A 19,590-nucleotide genomic window follows, 5' to 3' on the forward strand; every position below is an offset into this window, starting at 1 on the left:
CCTGCGCCGCACAGGTGCGGTCCCCGTGCCGGATCTGTCCGAGCTCTCCGAGCTCCCCGAGCACCCCGAGGGCGGACCCCGCGGTTCACGCGGCCCCGAGGACGCCGACCACGATGAGCGCCTGGCCCAGGTGGTAGGTCACCATCACGGCCACGTGCGGCCACGGCGCCACCCAGTCCCGCGGGCGGGCGAAGCGGTCGAGCGCGAGCACCGTGTCGCTGGCCACGAAGACCGCGGCCCCCGCGGCGACCAGCGCCAGTCCGGTGCCCCATGCCGTCACCAGCATCGCGCCGATGACGAGCATGTACGCCGCGACCGGCGCCGCGAGGCCGATCCCGCCCGACCGGAACGTCGCCGGGAGCACGGCGCGTCCGGCCACCAGCGCCCCGGCGAGGGCCACGGCCCCGCCCGCCAGCCACCACGAGACCGAGATCCCCAGGGTGGCGAAGCACGCGACGTACGCCAGGTGGCCGACGAGGAAGGCCCCCAGTCCGCCGAGGAAGCGCCGCTCGGAGTCACCGAGGAGGAGCACGTCGCCCGCGGTGCCGAGCAGGAGCGCGACCACCAGCCACACGCCCACCGTGCTGTCGAGCGCGCCTCCCGCCAGTGCCGCGGTCGCGAGCGCCAGCAGGGCCGCGGGCTTGACGACGCCCTCGGTGCGGCGGTCCTCCTGGGCGACGGCCACCCAGTTCGTGACGGCGATGACGACGAACAGGGCGGCGGTCACGAGCACGAGCAGCGGCGGCACGGCCGCAGCATGCCAGTGGCAGTCGGCCCGGGTGACCGCGCCCCGCGCGCTACCCGACCCGGGCCGGTGCCGGTGCCGGTGCGCCGCCCAGGGTGACGACCCGGTCCATGCGGTCCAGCCCGATCTCGTCGTGCGTGATCCACACGACCGAGCGACCCGCGCACGCGGTGAGGAGGTCGTCGGTGACCGCTCGCGCCGTGGCGGTGTCGAGGTGGGCCGTCGGCTCGTCGAGGACGAGCACGGCGGCGTCCGCCAGCAGCGCGCGGGCGAGGCCGATCCGAGCCCGCTCGCCGCCGGAGACGCCGGCCCCGCCGTCGCCGATCCGGGTCGCCAGGCCCTCGGGCAGCCCGGCGAGCCACAGGTCGAGCCGCGCCGCCACGAGCGCCTCCCGCACCTCGGCGTCGGTCGCCGAGGGACGCGCGAGACGCACGTTCTCGGCCACGGTGGAGGCGAACAGGTAGGGGTCGTCGTCGACGAGCCCGACGCGGCGGCGTACGTCGTCGGGGTCGAGCGCCACGGCGTCCACGCCGCCGAGGCGGTGGGTGCCGGCGGTGGGGGAGAGGAAGCGGACGAGCAGGGCGGCGACGGTCGACTTGCCGCAGCCCGACGGTCCGACCAGGCCGACGTGGGTGCCCGCCGGGACGGCGAGGTCGAGGTCGGCGACGGCGGTGCGACCCGGCTCCCACGCGGCGGCGACGCCGTCGAGCACGACGTCGGTCGCCCCCGGCCCGACGGGCAGCGGCGCGGGTGCCGCGGGCACGGCGACCGGCGGCTCGAGCTCCTCGAGGGCGTCGAGCCGCCGCCGGGCCGCCCGCGTCGTGACGCCGAGCGTCCCGGCGTCGGCCAGCGGCGACACGACGTCGACGAGCGCGAGCGGCAGGAGCAGGAAGAGCGCCAGCACCGGCGCACCGACCGCACCGGTCGCGAGGGCGTCGGCCCCGAGCCGGGCGACGAGCACGACGGAGACGGCCGCGCCGACGAAGGGCCACGCCCGGGCGACCGCGGCCCACGCCGCCGCTCGCGTCGTGGCGCGACCCAGCTCCGCGCCGGCGGAGCGGACGACGCGACGGGCGTCGCCGTCGGCCTGCCAGGCGACGAGCGAGCGTGCGTCGTCCAGCGTGGTGAGCGCGTGCCGGGCCACCGCGGCCCGGGCGGCGACGACCCGGTCCGCGCCGGCGGCGACGCCCCACCGCGCGGTCGCCCAGGTCGCCAGTCCGGCGACCGCGGCGACGCCGACGGTGACGAGGGCGACGGTGGGGAGGACGGGCGCGGCGAGGAGGACCGTCACGGCGAGCACGCCCACGGCCGTGACCACCGGCATCCGCACCCGCAGCCGGTCGTCGAGCAGGCTGTCGACGTCGTCGACGACGCTCGTCAGGAGGTCGCCGCGTCGCCGTCCGCCGAGCCGCCCCGGCACGAGCGGGACCACTACGTCGTAGACGCGCGCCCGGCGCTCGGCCAGCTCGCGGAGCCCGACGTCGTGGGACACGAGACGCTCGGCGTACCGGAACGCCGGCCGGCCCAGCCCGAACGCCCGCACGCCCACGATGGCCACCATCAGCATGAGCACCGGGGGATGCTCCGAGGCGCGCACGATGAGCCAGCCAGCGGTCGCCGTGAGCGCGACGCCGCAGAGCGACGAGAGCACACCGAGGGCGACGGCGCCGGCCCAGCGCAGACCCACCCGGTCGGCCGCGGGCGCCGGGGCCTCCGGGGTCTTCGGTGCGTCGGGGGCGGCGAGGGCAGCGGGGACGGCGGGGGCGGCGGGGACGGGGGCCGTACGCCGCGGCGCACCCGCCCCCGGCCGGCCGGGGAGCGCGATGCGGTGGTCGGCCGCGGCCACGAGCGCCGGCCGGTGGGCGACGGCGACGACGCAGCGGGTCCTGGCCAGGTCGCGCACCACCTCGACGAGCACCGCCTCGGTCGTCGCGTCGAGGTGGGCGGTCGGTTCGTCGAGGAACACGTAGGGACGGTCCGCCAGGACGACCCGGGCGAGGGCGAGCCGCGCGCGCTGGCCGGCGGAGAGTCCATCGCCGTCCTCGCCCAGCGGCGCGTCGAGGCCGCCGGGCATCGCGCGCACCACGGCGTCGAGCCGCACCCGGCGCAGGGCGTCCCAGACCGCGGCGTCGTCGGCCCCGGGGCGCCCGACGCGCACGTTGGCGCCGACCGAGGCGTCGAGCAGCCACGGACGCTGACCGACGAGGGCGACGTGCCGTCGCCACGCGTCCGGGTCGACCCCGGCGAGGTCGGTGCCGCCGACGAGCACGGTGCCGTCGTGGTCGAGCTCACCGCGCAGGGCCTCCAGCAGGGTGGACTTGCCGCAGCCCGAGGGGCCGGTCACCACGGTGAGGCCCCGGCGAGGGATCGTGACGGACAGGTCGTCGAGCACGGGCTCCGCGCGCTCGCCCCGGCGTACCCCCAGCCTCTCGATGCGGAGGTCCCCGCTGAGGGCCACGTCCACGGCGCGGCCGCCCGGGGTCGGGCCGCCGGAGGTGAGGTCGTGGATGGCCTCGAAGGTGGCCGTGCCCTCGGCCGCGGCGTGGAACTCGGCGCCGACGCGGCGCAGGGGCCAGTAGGCCTCGGGCGCCAGCAGCAGCACGGCCAGCGCCGTCTGCAGCTCGAGGCCGCCACCCGCGAGCCGGAGCCCCACCGCCACGGCGACGAGCGCGACGGAGATGGTGGCGATCAGCTCGAGCGCGGCCGACGAGGCGAACGCCAGCTTCAGCACGTCGGTGTTCGCGCGGCGGTAGCGGTCCGTGGCCTCGCGGATCCGGGGCGCCTGGGCGCGGGCGCGGCGGTGCACGACGAGCGTCGGCAGGCCGCGCACGACGTCGACGAAGTGGCCGGCGAGCTGGGCGAGCACCCGCCACTGCCGGTCCGCCCGCTCGCGGGTGCTCATCCCGATGAGGATCGCGAAGACCGGCAGCAGGGGGAGGGTGAGCGCCACGACCAGCCCCGACAGCCAGTCGAGCGAGGCGATCGCCAGGAGGGTGATGACGGGCAGCACCACGGCGAGCACGAGCGCGGGGAGGTAGCGCGTCAGGTACGGCTCGACCGCCGCCACGCCGCGGGTCGCGAGGAGGCCGTCGGCGCCGAGCTCGCGGCGCGCCGCGCCGTCCTCGGGGCGCCGCGCGAGCACGGCGGCGAGCACCACGTCGCGCAGACGCACCCCCACGAGCGCGGCGGCGCGGGCGGCGGCGACGTCCGTCACCGTCGCCAGCGCCGCGCGCCCGAGCAGCGCCGCCACGAACAGGGCCGCCGGGAGGTGCCAGCCGGCGCCCAGCGGGTCGGCCACCAGCCGCGCCACGGTGGTCGCCAGGGCCAGCGCCTGGCCGACGAGCAGCGCCGCGCCGAGCACGCTGCCGGCGACCACCACCGCGAGGGGGGCGCGTGCCGGTGCGAGGTGGGGGAGCACCCGCGGGTCGAGGGGCTTCATCGGTGCCTCCTGCTCCGCTGCCGGGTCAGCCGCGCGCGGCGGCGAGGTCGGCGGTCGGGATGTGGTGGGTGGAGATGCGCTTGCGGAACACCCAGTAGGTCCACGTCTGGTAGCCGATGACGATCGGGGTGAAGACGACCGCGACCCAGGTCATGATCTCCAGGGTGTACGGCGTCGCCGCCGCGTTGGTCGTCGTCAGCGAGAAGGCCGCGCTCGTGCTGGACGGCATGACGTCGGGGAACAGCGCGAGGAAGAGCCCGCCCACCGCCAGCGCGATCGTGACGAAGGTGCCGAGGAACGCCCAGCCCTCCCGTCCGGTGGCGGCGGCGCCGATGCCGGCGAGCAGGCACGCGGCGGCGAGCACGAACGCGGCGGCCGAGGCGACCGACCCGGTCTGCACCTGCGTCCAGACGAGGAAGACGACGGCCGCGACCGCGGCGGCCAGGCCGATCCGGACGGCGAGGGCGCGGGCCCGGTGCCGGATGTCGCCGTCGGTCTTCAGCGCCACGAACATCGCCCCGTGGGTGAGGAACAGCAGGACGAGCACGACGCCGCCGAGCAGCCCGAAGGGGTTGAGCAGCGTGGCGAGGTTGCCGGTGAACTCCTTCTCGGCGTCGATCGGCACGCCGGCCACGATGTTGGCGAACGCCACGCCCCACAGGAACGCGGTGACGAAGGACCCGCCGATGAGCGCGGCGTCCCACCGGGCCCGCCACGCGGCCGTGTCCCCCTTGTGGCGGAACTCGAAGGACAGGTTGCGCAGGATCAGTGCCACGATGATGAGCAGCAGTGGCAGGTAGAAGCCGCTGAAGAGCGTGGCGTACCACTCCGGGAACGCCGCGAACGTCGCACCGCCGGCGACGAGCAGCCACACCTCGTTGCCGTCCCAGACCGGGCCGACGGTGTTGATCATGACGCGCCGCTCGGTCTCGTCCCGGGCGAGCACGGGCACGAGCATGCCGACGCCGAAGTCGAAGCCCTCGAGGGCGAAGTAGCCGATCCAGAGGACGGCGATGAGCACGAACCAGACGGTGGTGAGCTCGAGTCCGAACATGGGGGTCTCCTCGATCCTGCTCAGTAGGCGAACGTGAGGGGCGCGTCGGCGTCGTGGTCGTCGCTACCGGGGTCCGGCGGCTCGACGAACGGCTCTGGTCCCTTGCGGACGGTCGTCGCGAGCAGCCTCAGCTCGACGACGGCGAGGACCGCGTAGAGGCTCGTCAGCGTGACCACCGAGATGAGGGCCTCGGTGACGCTCACGCCGGGGGAGACGCCCTGCTCGGTCGTCATGAGGCCGAAGACGACCCACGGCTGCCGGCCCATCTCGGTGAAGATCCAGCCCATCGAGTTGGCGGCGACCATGACGACGGGGAGCGCGATCCCGACCCGGCCGACCCACGCGGCGTTCACGACCTCGTCGCGCCGGCGACGGGTCAGCCAGAGCACCAGCACCGAGCCGGCCGCACCGAGCGCCCCGAAGCCCATCATCCAGCGGAAGGTCCAGTACGTGACGGGGATGTTGGGCACGTAGTCGCCGGGCGTGTAGTACGTCGCGCCCGGGTCCTCGCCGTACTGCTGGGCGTAGGTCTCACGGAGGTCGTTGATGCCCTTGACCTCGCCGTCGAACGAGCCCGTGCCGAGGAAGGAGAGGAGGCAGGGCACGGTCACGGCGAACTTCTCGTGCTGGCCGTCGGGGGTGCCGATGGTGAAGACGGAGAAGGGGGCGCAGGAGTCCTCGGTCTCGTAGAGCGCCTCGGCGGCCGCCATCTTCATCGGCTGCACCTCGGTCATCACCTTGCCCTGCACGTCGCCGGAGACGACGACGCCGATGCCGGCGACGGCCATGAGGACGGCGGCGATGCGCATGCCCTTGCGGTACATCTCACGCTCGGAGCGCGCGGTCGCCGTGATCGCCTCCGCCTCGCCGGCCCCGACCTCCTCCTCGGTGGCCACCCGGCCACCGTGGCGCTTCGAGACGTAGAGCCACGCGCTCACGCCGATCACGAAGGCGGCGGCGGTCATGTACGCCGCGAGCACAACGTGCGGGAACGTGACGAGCTGGACCTCGTTGAACATCACGGCGGCGAAGTCCGTCAGCTCGGCGCGCCCCGTCTCGGGGTTGTAGTCGTAGCCGACCGGGTGCTGCATCCAGGAGTTGGCCGCCAGGATGAACCACGAGGAGGCGAGCACGCCGAGGTGGACGATCCACATGCAGGCGGCGTGCACGAGGCGGGGGAGCTTGTCCCACCCGAAGATCCACAGGCCCAGGAACGTGGACTCGAGGAAGAAGGCCAGCAGGCCCTCGATCGCGAGCGGCGCCCCGAAGACGTCGCCGACGAAGCGCGAGTAGTCCGACCAGTTCATGCCGAACTGGAACTCCTGCACGATGCCGGTCACGAGGCCGAGCGCGAAGTTGATGAGGAAGAGCTTCCCGAAGAACTTCGTGAGGCGCAGGTAGTCGGGGTTCTTGGTGCGCAACCAGGACGTCTCGAAGATCGCGACCACCAGCGTGAGGCCGATCGTGAGCGGGACGAAGAGGAAGTGGTACACGGTGACGATGCCGAACTGCCACCGTGCGATGTCGACGAGCTCCATTGCTCGGTCCTCCTGGGGGCCAGGGCACGGGCGGGGCCTGTCCCCGTCCGACTTCTACGACGTTGCGTAGTAGTTACTACACATCGTAGTACCACCCGAGATCGTCGGTACACTCCTCCCGTGCCCTCGTCTCGCAAGAACTCCTCACGGTCGGCGCTCGGTGATCTCGAGCGCGCCGTGATGGACGTCCTCTGGTCCCGCTCCGCCGACGAGACCGTCACCGTCCGCGACGTGCACGAGGAGGTGTCCGCCCAGCGCGAGGTCGCCTACACGACCGTCATGACGGTGATGGACCGCCTCGCGCGCAAGGAGCTCGTCGTGCAGGAGCGCGACGGGCGTGCCTACCGCTACCGCGCCAGCGCCTCCCGCGGCGAGATGACCGCCTCCCTCATGCGCACCACCCTCGACGACATCGGTTCCGGCGACCGGACCGGCGCGCTCGTCGCCTTCGTCGGCGACGCGAGCGCCGAGGAGCTCCAGGCGCTGCGCGACGCCCTCGCGCGCATCCCCGACGACCGCTCCTCGGGCTCGTCGGGTTCCTCGGGAGCCTGAGGCAGGCTGGACCCGTGACCCCGCTCGTGCTCGGCGTCCTCGCCGTGGTGCTCGCCGGCCCCGTGCCGGCGCTGCTGGCGCGCGCCCACGTGCTGCGCCGCACGCCGTACGCCGCGCTCCTGGCCTGGCAGGCCGTCGCGCTCGCCGCGGTGCTCGCGGCCTTCGGGTCGACGCTGGCCCTCGTCACCGAGCACGTCCTCGTGGAGGACGGCAGCGGGCGCATGCCCGGGGCGGCGGAGTACGCCGTGGCCGCGGTCGCGCTCGGCGTCACCGGCCTCGTCGCCGGGCGGCTCCTGCTGAGCGCCCACCGGGTCGGGGCCAGCCTGCGGCGCATCCGCCGCCGGCACGCCGACCAGGTCGACCTCCTCGGGCGGGTGCAGGCGGACGGCGTGCGCGTGCTCGACGACGACGCCCCGGTGGCCTACTGCCTGCCCGGCATCCACCGCTCGCGCGTCGTCGTGTCGGCCGGGTTCATCGAGCGGCTCGACGTCGACGAGGTGGGCGCGGTGCTGGCGCACGAGTGGGCGCACCTGCGGTTCCGCCACGATCTCGTCGTCGAGTTCTTCGACGTGCTGCACCGCGCGTTCCCGCGCTGGGTCTCGAGCGCGCGGGCGCTGGCGGAGGTGCGGCTCCTCGTCGAGATGTGCGCGGACCGGGCCGCGGCGCGCGCCGCCGGACGTCGCCCGTTGGCCCAGGCGCTCGTGCAGCTCGCCGAGTCGCGGGCGCCGGCGGCCGCGATGGGCGCCGGGTCCGGGCCGACCTCCGACCTGGTCGCCCGCATCGAGGTGCTCGGCGACCCGGCCCCGCCGCGGACGCAGGGACCGGCCCTCGTGGTGCTCGCGCTCGCGGTGCTCGTGCTCCCGACGTGGCTGGTCGTCGCGCCCTGGTTGGCAGCCGTCGCCGACGCCGGCCTCTGAGCCGCCGTCCCGTCGCTGCCGTACCACGCCGTGGGGTGCTCCACAGGACCGGGGCGCGACACGCCTCGAGTGAAGCGTGGTGCAGGTGTGACGATCGCCTAGGGTCACGAGCATGGCGACCCGTACGTCTTCCCCGCCGGGGTCGCGAAGCTCGAGCACGTCCCGCAACGGCGCATCCCGCACGGGTGCGTCCAAGGGCGGCTCGGGGTCTCGCGCCCGGAGTACCGGCAAGTCCACCCGATCCGGCAACGCCCGAGGTGGCAGCGCGAAGCGTGCCCCGGCGCGCCCCGCTCCCCGGGCCGTGCGCAGCGGTCCCGGTCCGGTCCTGCGCTTCTTCGCGCTGATCGGTCGCGGGATCGTCGCCGCCTGGCTCGGCCTCGCCGGCGCCGTCGGCGGCGCTGCACGGAGCGTGGGACACGCGGCGCGGGAGGTCGAGCCGGAGCACCGCCGTGACGGCGTCGGGCTCGCCTTCTTCGGCCTCGCGGTCGTCGTCGCCGGCGCCGTCTGGTGGCAGTTCTCCGGGGCGGCGCTCGACACGGTGCGCACCATGGTCGCCGGCTCGGTCGGCAAGCTGGCGGGCTTCGTGCCGCTGGCGCTGGTCTACGTCGGGTGGCGCAACATGCGCGACCCCGAGCGCAACGGTCCCGTGGGCCGCCAGGTCATCGGCTGGACGGCGCTGTCGTTCGGCCTGCTCGGCATCGTGCACATCGCCAACGGCAACCCCGAGCCGGTCCTCGGCGACACCGACGACCTCCAGCAGGCCGGCGGCGCGGTCGGCTTCGTCGTCTCGAGCCTGCTGCTCGACCTGCTCCGCAGCGCCTGGGTGGTCGTCCCGCTGCTCGCCCTGCTGGGCTTCTTCGGCGTCCTCATCATCACCGCGACGCCCGTCTACCAGATCCCCGCCCGGCTGCGGGAGGCCCGCGACCGCCTGCTCGGTGCGCCGGGCCACGACGGTCGCGCCGAGCGCACCGCCGCCGACGAGGACATCGACCTCGACGCCGGCGACCCGGCGTACGACACCCCGCTCGTCACCGACGCGGAGACCCGCAAGGAGCGGCGGGCCCGGCTCAAGGCGGAGCGCGAGGAGCGAGCCGCGGCGGAGGAGGCCGAGGCGGCCCTCACCGCCGACGTGGGTCCCGACGCGCTCGACTTCGCCCAGGGCGTCTTCAGCGACACCCCGGACACCCCGGAGGCCCCGGCGACGGGTGCCGGCGACGGCGCGCCGACCCCGGCCGCTGCGACGGTCGTCGGCGCTGCTGCCGCGGCCGTCCCGGCCGGCGCGGCCCGCTCCTCCTCGCGCGACGAGGAGGGTGCCCTCGAGCCGCCGCCCCACGCCGAGCTGCCGCCGCGGGTCGAGCAGCTCTCGATCTCCGGCGACATCGCGTACTCGCTGCCCGCCAGCGAGATGCTCAAGGAGGGCTCGCCCCACAAGGCGCGGTCCAAGGCGTCCGACGCGGTCGTCGAGCGGCTCACGCAGGTGATGGACGAGTTCAACATCGACGCGCAGGTGACGGGCTACACCCGGGGGCCGACGGTCACGCGCTACGAGGTCGAGCTCGGCCCGGGCGTGAAGGTCGAGAAGATCCTCAACGTCCAGAAGAACATCGCGTACGCCGTCGCCTCGGCCGACGTGCGCATCCTCAGCCCCATCCCGGGCAAGTCCGCGGTCGGCGTCGAGATCCCGAACCTCGACAAGGAGATCGTCTCGCTCGGCGACGTCCTCCGCTCGAGCACGGCGCGCTCCGAGCCGCACCCGATGATCGCGGGCCTCGGCAAGGACGTCGAGGGTGGCTTCGTCGTCGCCAACCTGGCGAAGATGCCCCACCTGCTCGTCGCCGGCGCCACCGGCTCCGGAAAGTCGAGCTTCATCAACTCGATGATCACGTCCATCCTCATGCGCTCCACGCCCGACGAGGTGCGCATGATCATGGTCGACCCGAAGCGCGTGGAGCTGAACGCCTACGAGGGCATCCCGCACCTCATCACGCCGATCATCACGGACCCGAAGAAGGCCGCCGAGGCCCTCGCGTGGGTCGTGCGCGAGATGGACCTGCGCTACGACGACCTCGCGAACTTCGGCTTCCGCCACGTCGACGACTTCAACAAGGCCGTGCGGGCGGGCAAGATCGAGGTGCCCCCGGGCAGCGAGCGCGTGCTCACGCCGTACCCCTACCTCCTCGTCATCGTCGACGAGCTCGCCGACCTGATGATGGTGGCCCCGCGGGACGTCGAGGACGCGGTCGTGCGCATCACCCAGCTCGCCCGAGCCGCGGGCATCCACCTGGTGCTGGCGACGCAGCGCCCGTCGGTGGACGTCGTGACGGGCCTCATCAAGGCCAACGTGCCCTCGCGCCTGGCGTTCGCCACATCGTCGCTCGGCGACAGCCGCGTCATCCTCGACCAGCCCGGCGCCGAGAAGCTGGTCGGCCAGGGTGACGGCCTGTTCCTGCCGATGGGCATGTCCAAGCCGATCCGCGTGCAGGGCTCGTGGGTGGGCGAGGGCGAGATCGCCCAGGTCGTCAAGCACTGCCGCGCGCAGCTCGAGCCGACCTACCGCGAGGACGTCACGGCGCCCGCGCAGAGCAAGCGGGAGCTCGACGACGACATCGGCGACGACATGGACCTGGTGATCCAGGCCATCGAGCTCGTCGTGTCGACCCAGTTCGGCTCGACGTCGATGCTGCAGCGCAAGCTGCGCGTCGGCTTCGCGAAGGCCGGACGCCTCATGGACATCCTGGAGAGCCGCGGGGTCGTCGGACCCAGCGAGGGCTCCAAGGCTCGGGACGTGCTCGTCAAGCCCGACGAGATCGACGGCGTGATCCTGACGTTGCAGGGGGAGCAGTGAGCCAGCACGAGACGATCGAGAACCCGCAGCGCGGTGCCGAGGGCGCTGCCCAGGGCACCCGGCGCGACCCGTTCGGGCTCAACCTGCCGCGGCGGCCCGACTGGGAGCTGTTCGGGGTCGTGGCCGACGACCTCGACCTCGAGCGGGACGTGGCGGCCGGCGCCGCCGTCGAGCTCCGCCGCAGCGGCCTCGTCGCCGGTGTCGTCGGCCTCGCCTCGGCCGGCCTGGCCGTCGCGTGGCTCAGCCGCGCCGCGGCCGACGGCGGGGTGCTGGCCTGGTCGCTCACGGCGTTCCTCGCGGTCGTCGCCCTCGCCTACCTCACCGCGTTCGTCGACGCGCGCGTCCCGCTCGCGGTCGTCGACGCCCAGGGCGTGCGCATGCGCCTCGGGCGCACGTGGCAGGGCCTGCCGTGGGAGAGCGTCGACCGCGTCGAGCTCGCCCCCCGCCAGGGCCTGCTGCGCGACGGCCGCCTCGTCGTGGTGCCGTTCGACGCCGACGAGGTCGTCGGCGCGCTCGACGGCAGCGCGCGCTGGCACGCGTTCCTCGCCCGGCAGTGGTACGGCGGCTCGTTCGCCCTCCCCGTCGGCCTGTCCACCACGGTGACCGGCGCGGACGACCTCGCCGAGGCCGTCCGCACGCTGGCCGACCCCGAGGTCCCCGTGCAGGGTCCTCGCGGCGCCCGTGGAGGCACCCGGCGACGCGTCGGGTGAGACGTCGGACGAGACGCCGGACGAGATGCCTGCCGTGGCAGCCGCCGAGGTGGCGGCGGTGGAGCCGGTCGCCCCCGTCGACGAGGTCGCGCCGACCGCGGTCGACGAGCCGCGCGACCACGAGGAGGTCGACGCACCCTCGCCCCTCGTGGCGGCGGCGCAGCGCGTGCGGCCCTGGGCCGCGACGGTGCTGGCGCGCCTGGCCGAGCGCCGGGAGGTCCGCCGCGAGAGGGTCGCTGAGCCCGACGACCTGCCGAGCGAGCTGCAGGACGATCTCCACGACCTCCACGACGACCGCGCCGGCGATCCAGCTGCCGCACCCGCCTCGCCCACCCCGGCCCCGCTGCGCGAGCCGCGTGCCGCCGTCCGGGCCGAGGTCCTGCGCCGCGAGGAGGCCGTGCTCGACCTGCCCGCCTCGGCCCGCGTCACGGACCCGGAGCCGGAGTCGTCCGGGCCGTCCGGGCTGCCCGAGGCCGCGGCGTACCTCCGTCGTCCCGACGAGCCCGGGCTCGCGGCGTACGAGACCCGCGAGGAGGCCACCGGCCCCCTCGGTGTCGTCGCGGCCGAGCCGGAGCCGGTCGTCGAGCCCGTCGTCGGCCCCGCGCTGACCGAGGCGCGCCGACGGCTCGGCCTCAGCGTCGACCAGGTCGCGGAGCGCACGCGGATCCGACCGCACGTCATCGAGGCCATCGAGGTCGACGACTTCGGCCCGTGCGGCGGCGACTTCTACGCGCGGGGCCACCTGCGCACCCTCGGCCGCGTGCTCGGCGTGGAGCCGCAGCCGCTGGTGGAGCAGTACGACGAGCGCTACGCGACCGCTCCCGTCGACGCGCGCCGCGTGTTCGAGGCGGAGCTCGCGACGGTGCCGGGCGGGTCGCTGCGGGCGACGCGCGGCGGACCGAACTGGTCCGTGCTGGTCGCGGCCGTCATGTCGGTCGTGCTGCTCTGGGCCGTCGCGCAGTTCCTCTTCGAGCGGCCGGCGGGCAACGAGGGGTCGGGCGCCGAGCAGGCCGGTCTCACCTCCGGCAGCGCGGCGACGCCGCTCGACGTCGAGCTGGTGGCCGGCGAGCAGGCGGCCGACGTCACGGTGCGGGACGCGGCCGGCGAGGTCGTCTGGCAGGGCCGGCTCGAGCCCGGGGCCACCCAGGCCGTCCGGGCGACGCCGCCCGTGCGCATCTCCAGCTCCGACGGTGCGGTCTCGGCGTCCGTCGACGGGCGCGACGCGAGCCCGCTGGGCGAGGCCGGGGAGCCCGTCCAGCGGTCGCTGTCCTGACGGCCTCCGCACCCGCCACCATCGCGCGGTCGGCGTCGCGCCGTTTCGACGCCGCCCCGCGGGTGCGGGCATACTCGACGAGATCATGACTGCCTCCACCGCGCCCTCCCGCCCCACCGCCGTCGACGGCGCCGAGCCGCTGTCGGTCGCGATGGTGACCCTCGGCTGTGCCCGCAACGAGGTCGACTCCGAGGAGCTGGCCGGACGCCTCGAGGCCGGGGGCTTCCGCCTCGTCGACGACCCGGACGCGGCCGACACGGTGGTCGTCAACACCTGCGGCTTCGTCGAGTCGGCGAAGAAGGACTCCGTCGACACGCTGCTGGCCGCCGCCGACCTCAAGGACGGCGGCACGACCCGTGCCGTCGTGGCCGTCGGTTGCCTCGCGGAGCGGTACGGCGCGGAGCTCGCCGACTCCCTCCCCGAGGCCGACGCGGTGCTGGGCTTCGACGACTACCCGGACATCGCCGCGCGCCTGCGCGCCATCGTCGCGGGCGAGGCCCACCACCCCCACACGCCGACCGACCGCCGCAAGCTGCTCCCGATCAGCCCCGTGGAGCGCGCGGAGGCGATGGTCACCAGCGGCCTGAGCGTGCCGGGGCACGCGCCCGACCTGCCGTTCGGCGCCGCGCCGGCCAGCGGCCCGCGGGCCGTGCGCCGCCGTCTCGACGGTGGTCCGACGGCGCCCCTGAAGCTGGCCAGCGGCTGCGACCGGCGGTGCACCTTCTGCGCGATCCCCAGCTTCCGCGGCTCCTTCGTGAGCCGTCGCCCCGCCGACGTCCTGGGCGAGGCGCGCTGGCTCGGTGAGCAGGGCGTGCGCGAGCTGTTCCTCGTCAGCGAGAACTCGACGTCGTACGGCAAGGACCTGGGCGACGTGAAGCTGCTGGAGACCCTCCTGCCCGAGCTCGCCGCCGTCGAGGGCGTTGCCCGCGTGCGGGTGTCCTACCTGCAGCCCGCGGAGACCCGCCCCGGCCTCATCCGGGCGATCGCGTCCACGCCGGGCGTCACGCCGTACTTCGACCTGTCGTTCCAGCACGCCAGCAACGCCGTGCTCCGGCGCATGCGACGCTTCGGCGACCCCGACAGCTTCCTGTCGCTGCTCGAGCGCATCCGCGCGCTCGCCCCGGAGGCGGGCATCCGCTCCAACGTCATCGTCGGCTTCCCGGGCGAGACCGAGGAGGACGTGGAGACCCTCTGCGCGTTCCTCGAGGCCGCCCGCCTCGACGTGACCGGCGTGTTCGGCTACTCCGACGAGGACGGCACGGAGGCCGCGGGGTTCGACGGCAAGCACAGCGAGGACGAGGTGCGGGCCCGCACGGAGCACGTCACCGACCTGGTCGAGCAGCTCACGTCGCAGCGCGCCGAGGAACGGATCGGCGAGCACGTGGAGGTGCTCGTGGAGCGTCTCGACGACGAGGAGGGTCCCGAGGGCCGCGCCGCCCACCAGGGCCCCGAGGTGGACGGCACGACGACCCTCGTCACCGCTGACGGCGACCTGCCGGTGGGGGTGCGCGTCGGCGACCTCGTGCCGGCCGTCGTCGTGGCGAGCGAGGGCGTCGACCTGGTGGCCGAGATCGCAGGAGAGCACCGATGACCCACGAGCCGACGGGTGCGGCCCAGCCGACCCGGCCCAGCAACTGGAACCTGCCCAACGCGTTGACGACGCTGCGCATCGTGCTCGTGCCGTTCTTCGGCTGGGCGCTGCTGGTCGACGGCGGCGACTCGGTGCTGTGGCGCACGGTGGCCTGGGTGATCTTCGCGGTCGCGATGATCACCGACAAGGTCGACGGCGACATCGCCCGGGCGCGCAACCTCGTCACCGACTTCGGCAAGATCGCGGACCCGATCGCGGACAAGGCGATCACCGGGATGGCCTTCATCGGTCTCGCCATCGTGGGCGACGTGTGGTGGTGGGTCGCGATCGTCGTGCTCGTGCGCGAGTGGAGCGTGACGCTCCTGCGTCTCTCCGTGGCCAAGCAGGTCGTGATCGCCGCCAAGCAGAGTGGCAAGATCAAGACCGCGCTCCAGGGCGTCGCGCTCGGCACGCTGAGCCTGCCCCTGCTGCAGGTCGGCGACGTCGTCGGGTGGCTCGAGGTCCCGGGCCTCGTCGTGTTCTACGTCGCGCAGGTCGGGCTCGCCGCCGCCGTCGCCATGACGCTCTGGTCGGGCTACGAGTTCTACCGCGACCTCTACCAGCAGCGGCACACGCTGCGGGCGACCGCGGACGCCTGAGCGGTCGTTCCTGAGCCGAGGCTGGACGTCGGCTGAGAGAGCGGGCGACGACCGGACGTCGTCCGTTGCAACGGTCGTCTCGACCGAACCGTTACCGATCGTTCACTGCGAATCGTTGCTTTCATCCACGGCCACGGGGTGGACTGGACCGGTTGTCGTCCAGCCGCGCGACCCCCGACGTCGTGGCGGCACGGTTCCCGTGAAAGGTCGCTCGTGCTCGAACCTTCTCCCCGCCCCTCCCCGTCCCGCCAACCCGGTGGGGCCCGGCCCCGCCGCGCCCTCGCCGCCGGTCTCGGGCTCGGCCTCGCTGTCTCCGCGCTGGCCGCACTGCCCGGTTCCGCCACCGCCGCCGTCGACGGCAGCGGTGTCGTCATCTCCGAGTTCTACGGGGGCGGCGGCAACAGCGGTGCCGAGTACACCCACGACTTCGTGGAGCTCTACAACCCGACGTCCGCCGCGATCTCGCTGGAGGGCTGGTCGGTGCAGTACCGGAACAACGCGGGCACCAGCCCAGTTCAGGTCACGCCGCTGACGGGCTCGGTCCCGGCCGGCGGCCACTACCTGGTGCAGTGGGCGCAGGGTGCCGGCGGCACCACGTCCCTGCCCACCCCCGACGCGACCGGCACCGTCTCCGCGTCGGCCACCGGCGGACAGGTCTGGCTGGCCTCGACGACCACGGCGCTCAACCCGCCCACCGGCAACGTCACCGGCGCCCCGATCGTCGACTTCCTCGGAGCCTCGCCGACCGCGCCGTCCTTCGAGGGTGCGGCCGTCACGAGGGCGCCGGCGAACGCCACCTCGCTGCAGCGTGCGGCGAACGGCAAGGACACGGACAGCAATGCGGCCGACTTCACGGTGGTCGCGCCGACCCCGCAGAACTCGGGCTCCACGACGCCCGGGCCGGAGCCGGAGCCCGAGCCGGTCGAGCCGACCGACGTGACGATCGCCGAGATCCAGGGCACGGGTGCCGAGACGCCGCTCGACCGCACCGCGCTCGTGCGCACGCGGGGCATCGTCACCGCGTCGTACCCGACCGGTGGGTTCAACGGGTTCTACCTGCAGACCGCCGGCACGGGCGGCGACCCGAAGCCGGCCGAGGGCGGCGCCTCCGACGCCGTCTTCGTGTGGCTGGGCTCGCCGAGCGCGACCTACCCCGAGGTCGGTGACCACGTCGAGGTCGTCGGCCTGCCGACGGAGTTCAACGGATTGACCCAGCTCGACGCACGTGCCGCCTCGGACGGCAGCACGACCGTGCTCACGGAGCCGGCCGAGATGGTCAAGCCCCGCGCATTCGTGCTCCCGGCGCCGGCCCTGCGCGAGCAGTACGAGGGCGAGCTGGTCCTGCCGTCGGAGGACTACACGGTCTCCAACAACTTCAACCTCAACAACTTCGGCGAGATCGGCCTCGCGGTGGGCGACACCCCGCTCATCGCGCCGACCGAGCTGGTGACGCCGGACTCGCCGGAGCTCGACGACGTCAAGGCCGACAACGCCGCGCGGGCGATCGCCATCGACGACGGCTCGAGCACGAACTACCTGGGCAACGCCACCAACAAGGCGATCCCGCTGCCGTGGATCAGCGGCGGCGACGTCGTGCGCGTCAACGCGTCGGCGACGATCACGGAGCCGGTGGTCATCGACTGGCGCAACAGCACGTGGAAGTACCAGCCGACCCAGCAGCTCACCGCCGAGGGCGTCGCCCCGGCGACCTTCGAGGACACGCGCACCGCGGCTCCGGAGGCGGTCGGCGGCGACCTCGAGCTCGCGACCTTCAACGTGCTCAACTACTTCTCGACGACCGGTGAGGAGTGGGCGGCCGCCGCGAGCGGGCGGTCGTGCAGCTACTTCACCGACCGCGCGGGTGCGAACATCACCAACGACCGCTGCGAGCCGAACGGTCCGCGCGGTGCGGCGAACCAGGTCAACCTGGAGCGCCAGGAGGCCAAGATCGTCGCGGCCATCAACGCGATCGACGCCGACGTCATCTCGCTGGAGGAGATCGAGAACTCGGCCGTCTTCGGCCTCGACCGCGACGCCGCCCTCGCGAGCCTCGTCACCGCGCTCAACGAGCAGGCCGGTGCCGGGCACTGGGCCTACGTGCCGTCGCCCACCGCGGTCCCCGCGGCGGAGGACGTCATCCGCACGGCGTTCATCTACCAGCCGGCCACGGTCGAGACGGTGGGCGCGTCGGTCATCCACGACGACGAGGCGGTCTTCTTCAACGCCCGTGAGCCGCTCGCCCAGGCGTTCAAGCCGGCCGGCAGCGCCGACGACGACGCGTTCTCCGTCATCGTCAACCACTTCAAGTCGAAGAGCACCTCGGGGGCGCCGTCCAGCGGCGACAACGCCAACGGCGAGCAGGGTGCGTGGAACGGCGACCGGGTCCGCCAGGCGGAGTCGCTGGCCGACTTCACCGCGGAGTTCGCGGCCGAGGCGGGCACCGAGGCGGTGTTCCTCACGGGTGACTTCAACTCCTACACCCAGGAGGACCCGCTGCACGTGCTCTACGACGAGGGCTTCACCGACATCGCGTCCGAGGGCGAGTGGAGCTACAGCTTCAGCGGCATGTCCGGCTCCCTCGACCACGTGCTGGCCAACGAGGCGGCCGCCGCGATGGTGACCGGCTCGGACATCTGGGAGATCAACGCGGTCGAGTCGGTGGCCTACGAGTACAGCCGGTCGAACTACAACGCGACCGACTTCTACGCCCCGGACGCCTACCGCTCCTCCGACCACGAGCCGCACGTCGTGGGCATCGCCGTCGGCGAGGCCGAGCCGGCACCGGCCACGGTCGTCACCCCCGGCACCGTGCAGAACGCGTACGGCGACGTCGTGCGCGTCCCGGTCGAGATCGAGACCGAGGGCGCGGCCGGTGGCCGGGTCGACCTCCACTGGAACGGCGGCATCATCGGCTCGGCCGACGTCGTCGACGGCCAGGCCGTCGTCGAGGTGCCGCGTCGCACGCTCCTGCCGAAGTCCTACCGCGTGCTCGTGCGCTACAGCGGCGACGCGACCACGCAGGCGGCGGACGGTGGCGTGACCATCGCGGTCGGTCGGGCCCGCACCAACCTCCTGCTGAGCGCCACCCAGCCCCTCCCGGCGGGGCGCAGCGGCACGCTGACGATCCGCATCGGCAACTCGTCGGGCTTCCCGGCGACCGGGTGGGTCAACGTGGTCTACGGCGGCAAGGCGTTCCGCGTCTTCGCCGTCCGGGGCCTCGCGACGATCACCCTGCAGCCGGGCCGCACCGGCACGCACCGGGCGAGCGTCTACTACGAGGGCAGCGGCACGGTGTCGCCCGCCTTCGGCGTGCTCTCCATCCGGGTCGGCTGACCCGGCCGCGCCCGGCGTTCCACCGGCGGCGGGGGAGGATGGGGCCATGAGCCCTGGTCCGCACCCCGCCGCCGTCGAGGCCCTCGACGCGCTCGTCGCGTCGGGGGCCTCGCTCGCTGTCGCGGAGTCCCTCACCGGCGGTCGGGTCGCCGCGGCGCTCACGGCCGTGCCGGGCGCCTCCCGGGTGGTCCGGGGCGCCGTCGTGTCCTATGCGACCGAGGTGAAGGTCGACGTGCTCGGCGTGCCGGCGGAGGTGGTCGAGCACGACGGCGTCGTCTCCGCGGCCTGTGCCGAGGCGATGGCACGCGGCGCGGCCCGCCTCCTCGGGGCCACCCACGCGGTGGCCACGACGGGGGTCGCGGGTCCGGACCGCCAGGAGGGCAAGCCCGTGGGCACCGTGTTCGTCGGTCTCCTGACCCCCGCCGGTGTGCGCAGCGAGCGGCTGGACCTCGCCGCCGCCGGCGACCGGGCGGGCATCCAGGAGGCCACCGTGGAGGCCGCGCTGCGCCTGCTGCTCGCCGCCGCGCGGGAGGACCCGCGGCACTGACTCGCGGATGGTGCCGACGGGATGAAACAGGGATCGGGTAGCGTTGCACACCACCTGAGGGTCCCGATCAGAAAGGACAGCCGCATGGTGCTCTACCGGCACTCACTGGGCGACGTCCTGCGTCGTCGTCGCGTGCAGCAGGGCATGACCCTGCGCGAGGTCTCGGCGGGGGCCCGGGTCAGCCTCGGCTACATCTCCGAGGTCGAGCGCGGCCAGAAGGAGGCGTCGAGCGAGCTGCTGGCGTCGCTGTGCGCCGCCCTCGACGTCCCTCTCTCGACGGTGCTGCTCGAGGTGAGCAGCGAGGTCGCGCGCGAGGAGTCGCTCGCCGCGCCCGTGCCGATCACCGCGTCGGCCCGTCCCGCCCGTCCGCGTCCGGAGCCCGACGCGGTCGTCGCCTCGGCGGCCTGA

General features: G+C 74.2%; 14 protein-coding genes. 10 read left to right on the forward strand and 4 right to left on the reverse strand.

The window, feature by feature from the left end:
* Positions 1 to 85: 85 nt before the first annotated feature.
* Genes QE405_RS05660 through QE405_RS05675 form a run of 4 tightly spaced genes read right to left on the reverse strand, consistent with a single transcriptional unit; the run spans position 86 to position 6,776 of the window.
* Entirely contained in the window at positions 86 to 748 is a 663-nt protein-coding gene (locus tag QE405_RS05660; protein WP_307199237.1) for a lysoplasmalogenase, read from the reverse strand.
* A 49-nt stretch (positions 749 to 797) separates the two neighbouring features.
* Positions 798 to 4,184, reverse strand: coding sequence for a thiol reductant ABC exporter subunit CydD (gene cydD / locus QE405_RS05665; RefSeq protein ID WP_307199238.1), 3,387 nt, complete (start codon positions 4,182 to 4,184; stop codon positions 798 to 800).
* A 25-nt stretch (positions 4,185 to 4,209) separates the two neighbouring features.
* Positions 4,210 to 5,238, reverse strand: coding sequence for a cytochrome d ubiquinol oxidase subunit II (gene cydB / locus QE405_RS05670; RefSeq protein WP_307199239.1), 1,029 nt, complete (start codon positions 5,236 to 5,238; stop codon positions 4,210 to 4,212).
* Positions 5,239 to 5,258: 20 nt separating this feature from the next.
* Positions 5,259 to 6,776 (reverse strand): cytochrome ubiquinol oxidase subunit I, encoded by a 1,518-nt coding sequence (locus QE405_RS05675; RefSeq protein WP_307199240.1) that lies wholly within the window; start codon positions 6,774 to 6,776, stop codon positions 5,259 to 5,261.
* A gap of 120 nt (positions 6,777 to 6,896) precedes the next feature.
* Between QE405_RS05675 and QE405_RS05680 the strand changes: the two genes are divergently transcribed.
* From QE405_RS05680 to QE405_RS05725, 10 genes are all read left to right on the forward strand, one after another.
* Positions 6,897 to 7,328, forward strand: a complete 432-nt coding sequence (locus QE405_RS05680; RefSeq protein WP_307199241.1) for a BlaI/MecI/CopY family transcriptional regulator — start codon at positions 6,897 to 6,899, stop codon at positions 7,326 to 7,328.
* Between the two features lie 14 nt (positions 7,329 to 7,342).
* Positions 7,343 to 8,245, forward strand: a complete 903-nt coding sequence (locus QE405_RS05685) for a M56 family metallopeptidase (protein WP_307199242.1) — start codon at positions 7,343 to 7,345, stop codon at positions 8,243 to 8,245.
* Positions 8,246 to 8,357: 112 nt separating this feature from the next.
* Complete coding sequence (locus tag QE405_RS05690; RefSeq protein WP_307199243.1) at positions 8,358 to 11,090, forward strand: FtsK/SpoIIIE family DNA translocase; 2,733 nt, start codon at positions 8,358 to 8,360, stop codon at positions 11,088 to 11,090.
* The gene (locus tag QE405_RS05695; protein WP_307199244.1) at positions 11,087 to 11,800 is read left to right on the forward strand and encodes a hypothetical protein; all 714 of its coding nucleotides are present in this window, start codon (positions 11,087 to 11,089) and stop codon (positions 11,798 to 11,800) included. Before QE405_RS05690 ends, QE405_RS05695 begins: the two co-directional genes overlap by 4 nt.
* Before the next feature lie 25 nt (positions 11,801 to 11,825).
* On the forward strand, positions 11,826 to 13,073 hold the full coding sequence (locus QE405_RS05700; protein ID WP_307199245.1) for a helix-turn-helix domain-containing protein: 1,248 nt from the start codon (positions 11,826 to 11,828) through the stop codon (positions 13,071 to 13,073).
* Between the two features lie 139 nt (positions 13,074 to 13,212).
* Positions 13,213 to 14,664 carry a 30S ribosomal protein S12 methylthiotransferase RimO gene (rimO, locus tag QE405_RS05705; protein WP_307205591.1) on the forward strand — a complete coding sequence of 484 codons (1,452 nt, stop codon included), beginning with the start codon at positions 13,213 to 13,215 and terminating at the stop codon, positions 14,662 to 14,664.
* Positions 14,661 to 15,302, forward strand: a complete 642-nt coding sequence (pgsA, locus tag QE405_RS05710) for a CDP-diacylglycerol--glycerol-3-phosphate 3-phosphatidyltransferase (RefSeq protein WP_307199246.1) — start codon at positions 14,661 to 14,663, stop codon at positions 15,300 to 15,302. Before rimO ends, pgsA begins: the two co-directional genes overlap by 4 nt.
* A 213-nt stretch (positions 15,303 to 15,515) precedes the next feature.
* A complete protein-coding gene (locus QE405_RS05715; protein ID WP_307199247.1) occupies positions 15,516 to 18,635 on the forward strand; it encodes an ExeM/NucH family extracellular endonuclease in 3,120 nt (1,039 codons plus the stop codon).
* Between the two features lie 46 nt (positions 18,636 to 18,681).
* On the forward strand, positions 18,682 to 19,182 hold the full coding sequence (locus tag QE405_RS05720) for a CinA family protein (RefSeq protein WP_307199248.1): 501 nt from the start codon (positions 18,682 to 18,684) through the stop codon (positions 19,180 to 19,182).
* Positions 19,183 to 19,266: 84 nt separating this feature from the next.
* Positions 19,267 to 19,590 (forward strand): helix-turn-helix domain-containing protein, encoded by a 324-nt coding sequence (locus QE405_RS05725; RefSeq protein WP_307199249.1) that lies wholly within the window; start codon positions 19,267 to 19,269, stop codon positions 19,588 to 19,590.

Source organism: Nocardioides zeae, assembly GCF_030818655.1.
In the GTDB taxonomy this organism is placed as follows: domain Bacteria; phylum Actinomycetota; class Actinomycetes; order Propionibacteriales; family Nocardioidaceae; genus Nocardioides; species Nocardioides zeae_A.

Bases quoted from the DNA above. Each gene is read 5' to 3' on its own strand.
- cydD (WP_307199238.1), bottom strand. From the start codon at position 4,184: ATGAAGCCCCTCGACCCGCGGGTGCTCCCCCACCTCGCACCGGCACGC.
- cydB (WP_307199239.1), bottom strand. From the start codon at position 5,238: ATGTTCGGACTCGAGCTCACCACCGTCTGGTTCGTGCTCATCGCCGTC.
- QE405_RS05675 (WP_307199240.1), bottom strand. From the start codon at position 6,776: ATGGAGCTCGTCGACATCGCACGGTGGCAGTTCGGCATCGTCACCGTG.
- QE405_RS05690 (WP_307199243.1), top strand. From the start codon at position 8,358: ATGGCGACCCGTACGTCTTCCCCGCCGGGGTCGCGAAGCTCGAGCACG.
- QE405_RS05700 (WP_307199245.1), top strand. From the start codon at position 11,826: ATGCCTGCCGTGGCAGCCGCCGAGGTGGCGGCGGTGGAGCCGGTCGCC.
- pgsA (WP_307199246.1), top strand. From the start codon at position 14,661: ATGACCCACGAGCCGACGGGTGCGGCCCAGCCGACCCGGCCCAGCAAC.
- QE405_RS05720 (WP_307199248.1), top strand. From the start codon at position 18,682: ATGAGCCCTGGTCCGCACCCCGCCGCCGTCGAGGCCCTCGACGCGCTC.
- QE405_RS05725 (WP_307199249.1), top strand. From the start codon at position 19,267: ATGGTGCTCTACCGGCACTCACTGGGCGACGTCCTGCGTCGTCGTCGC.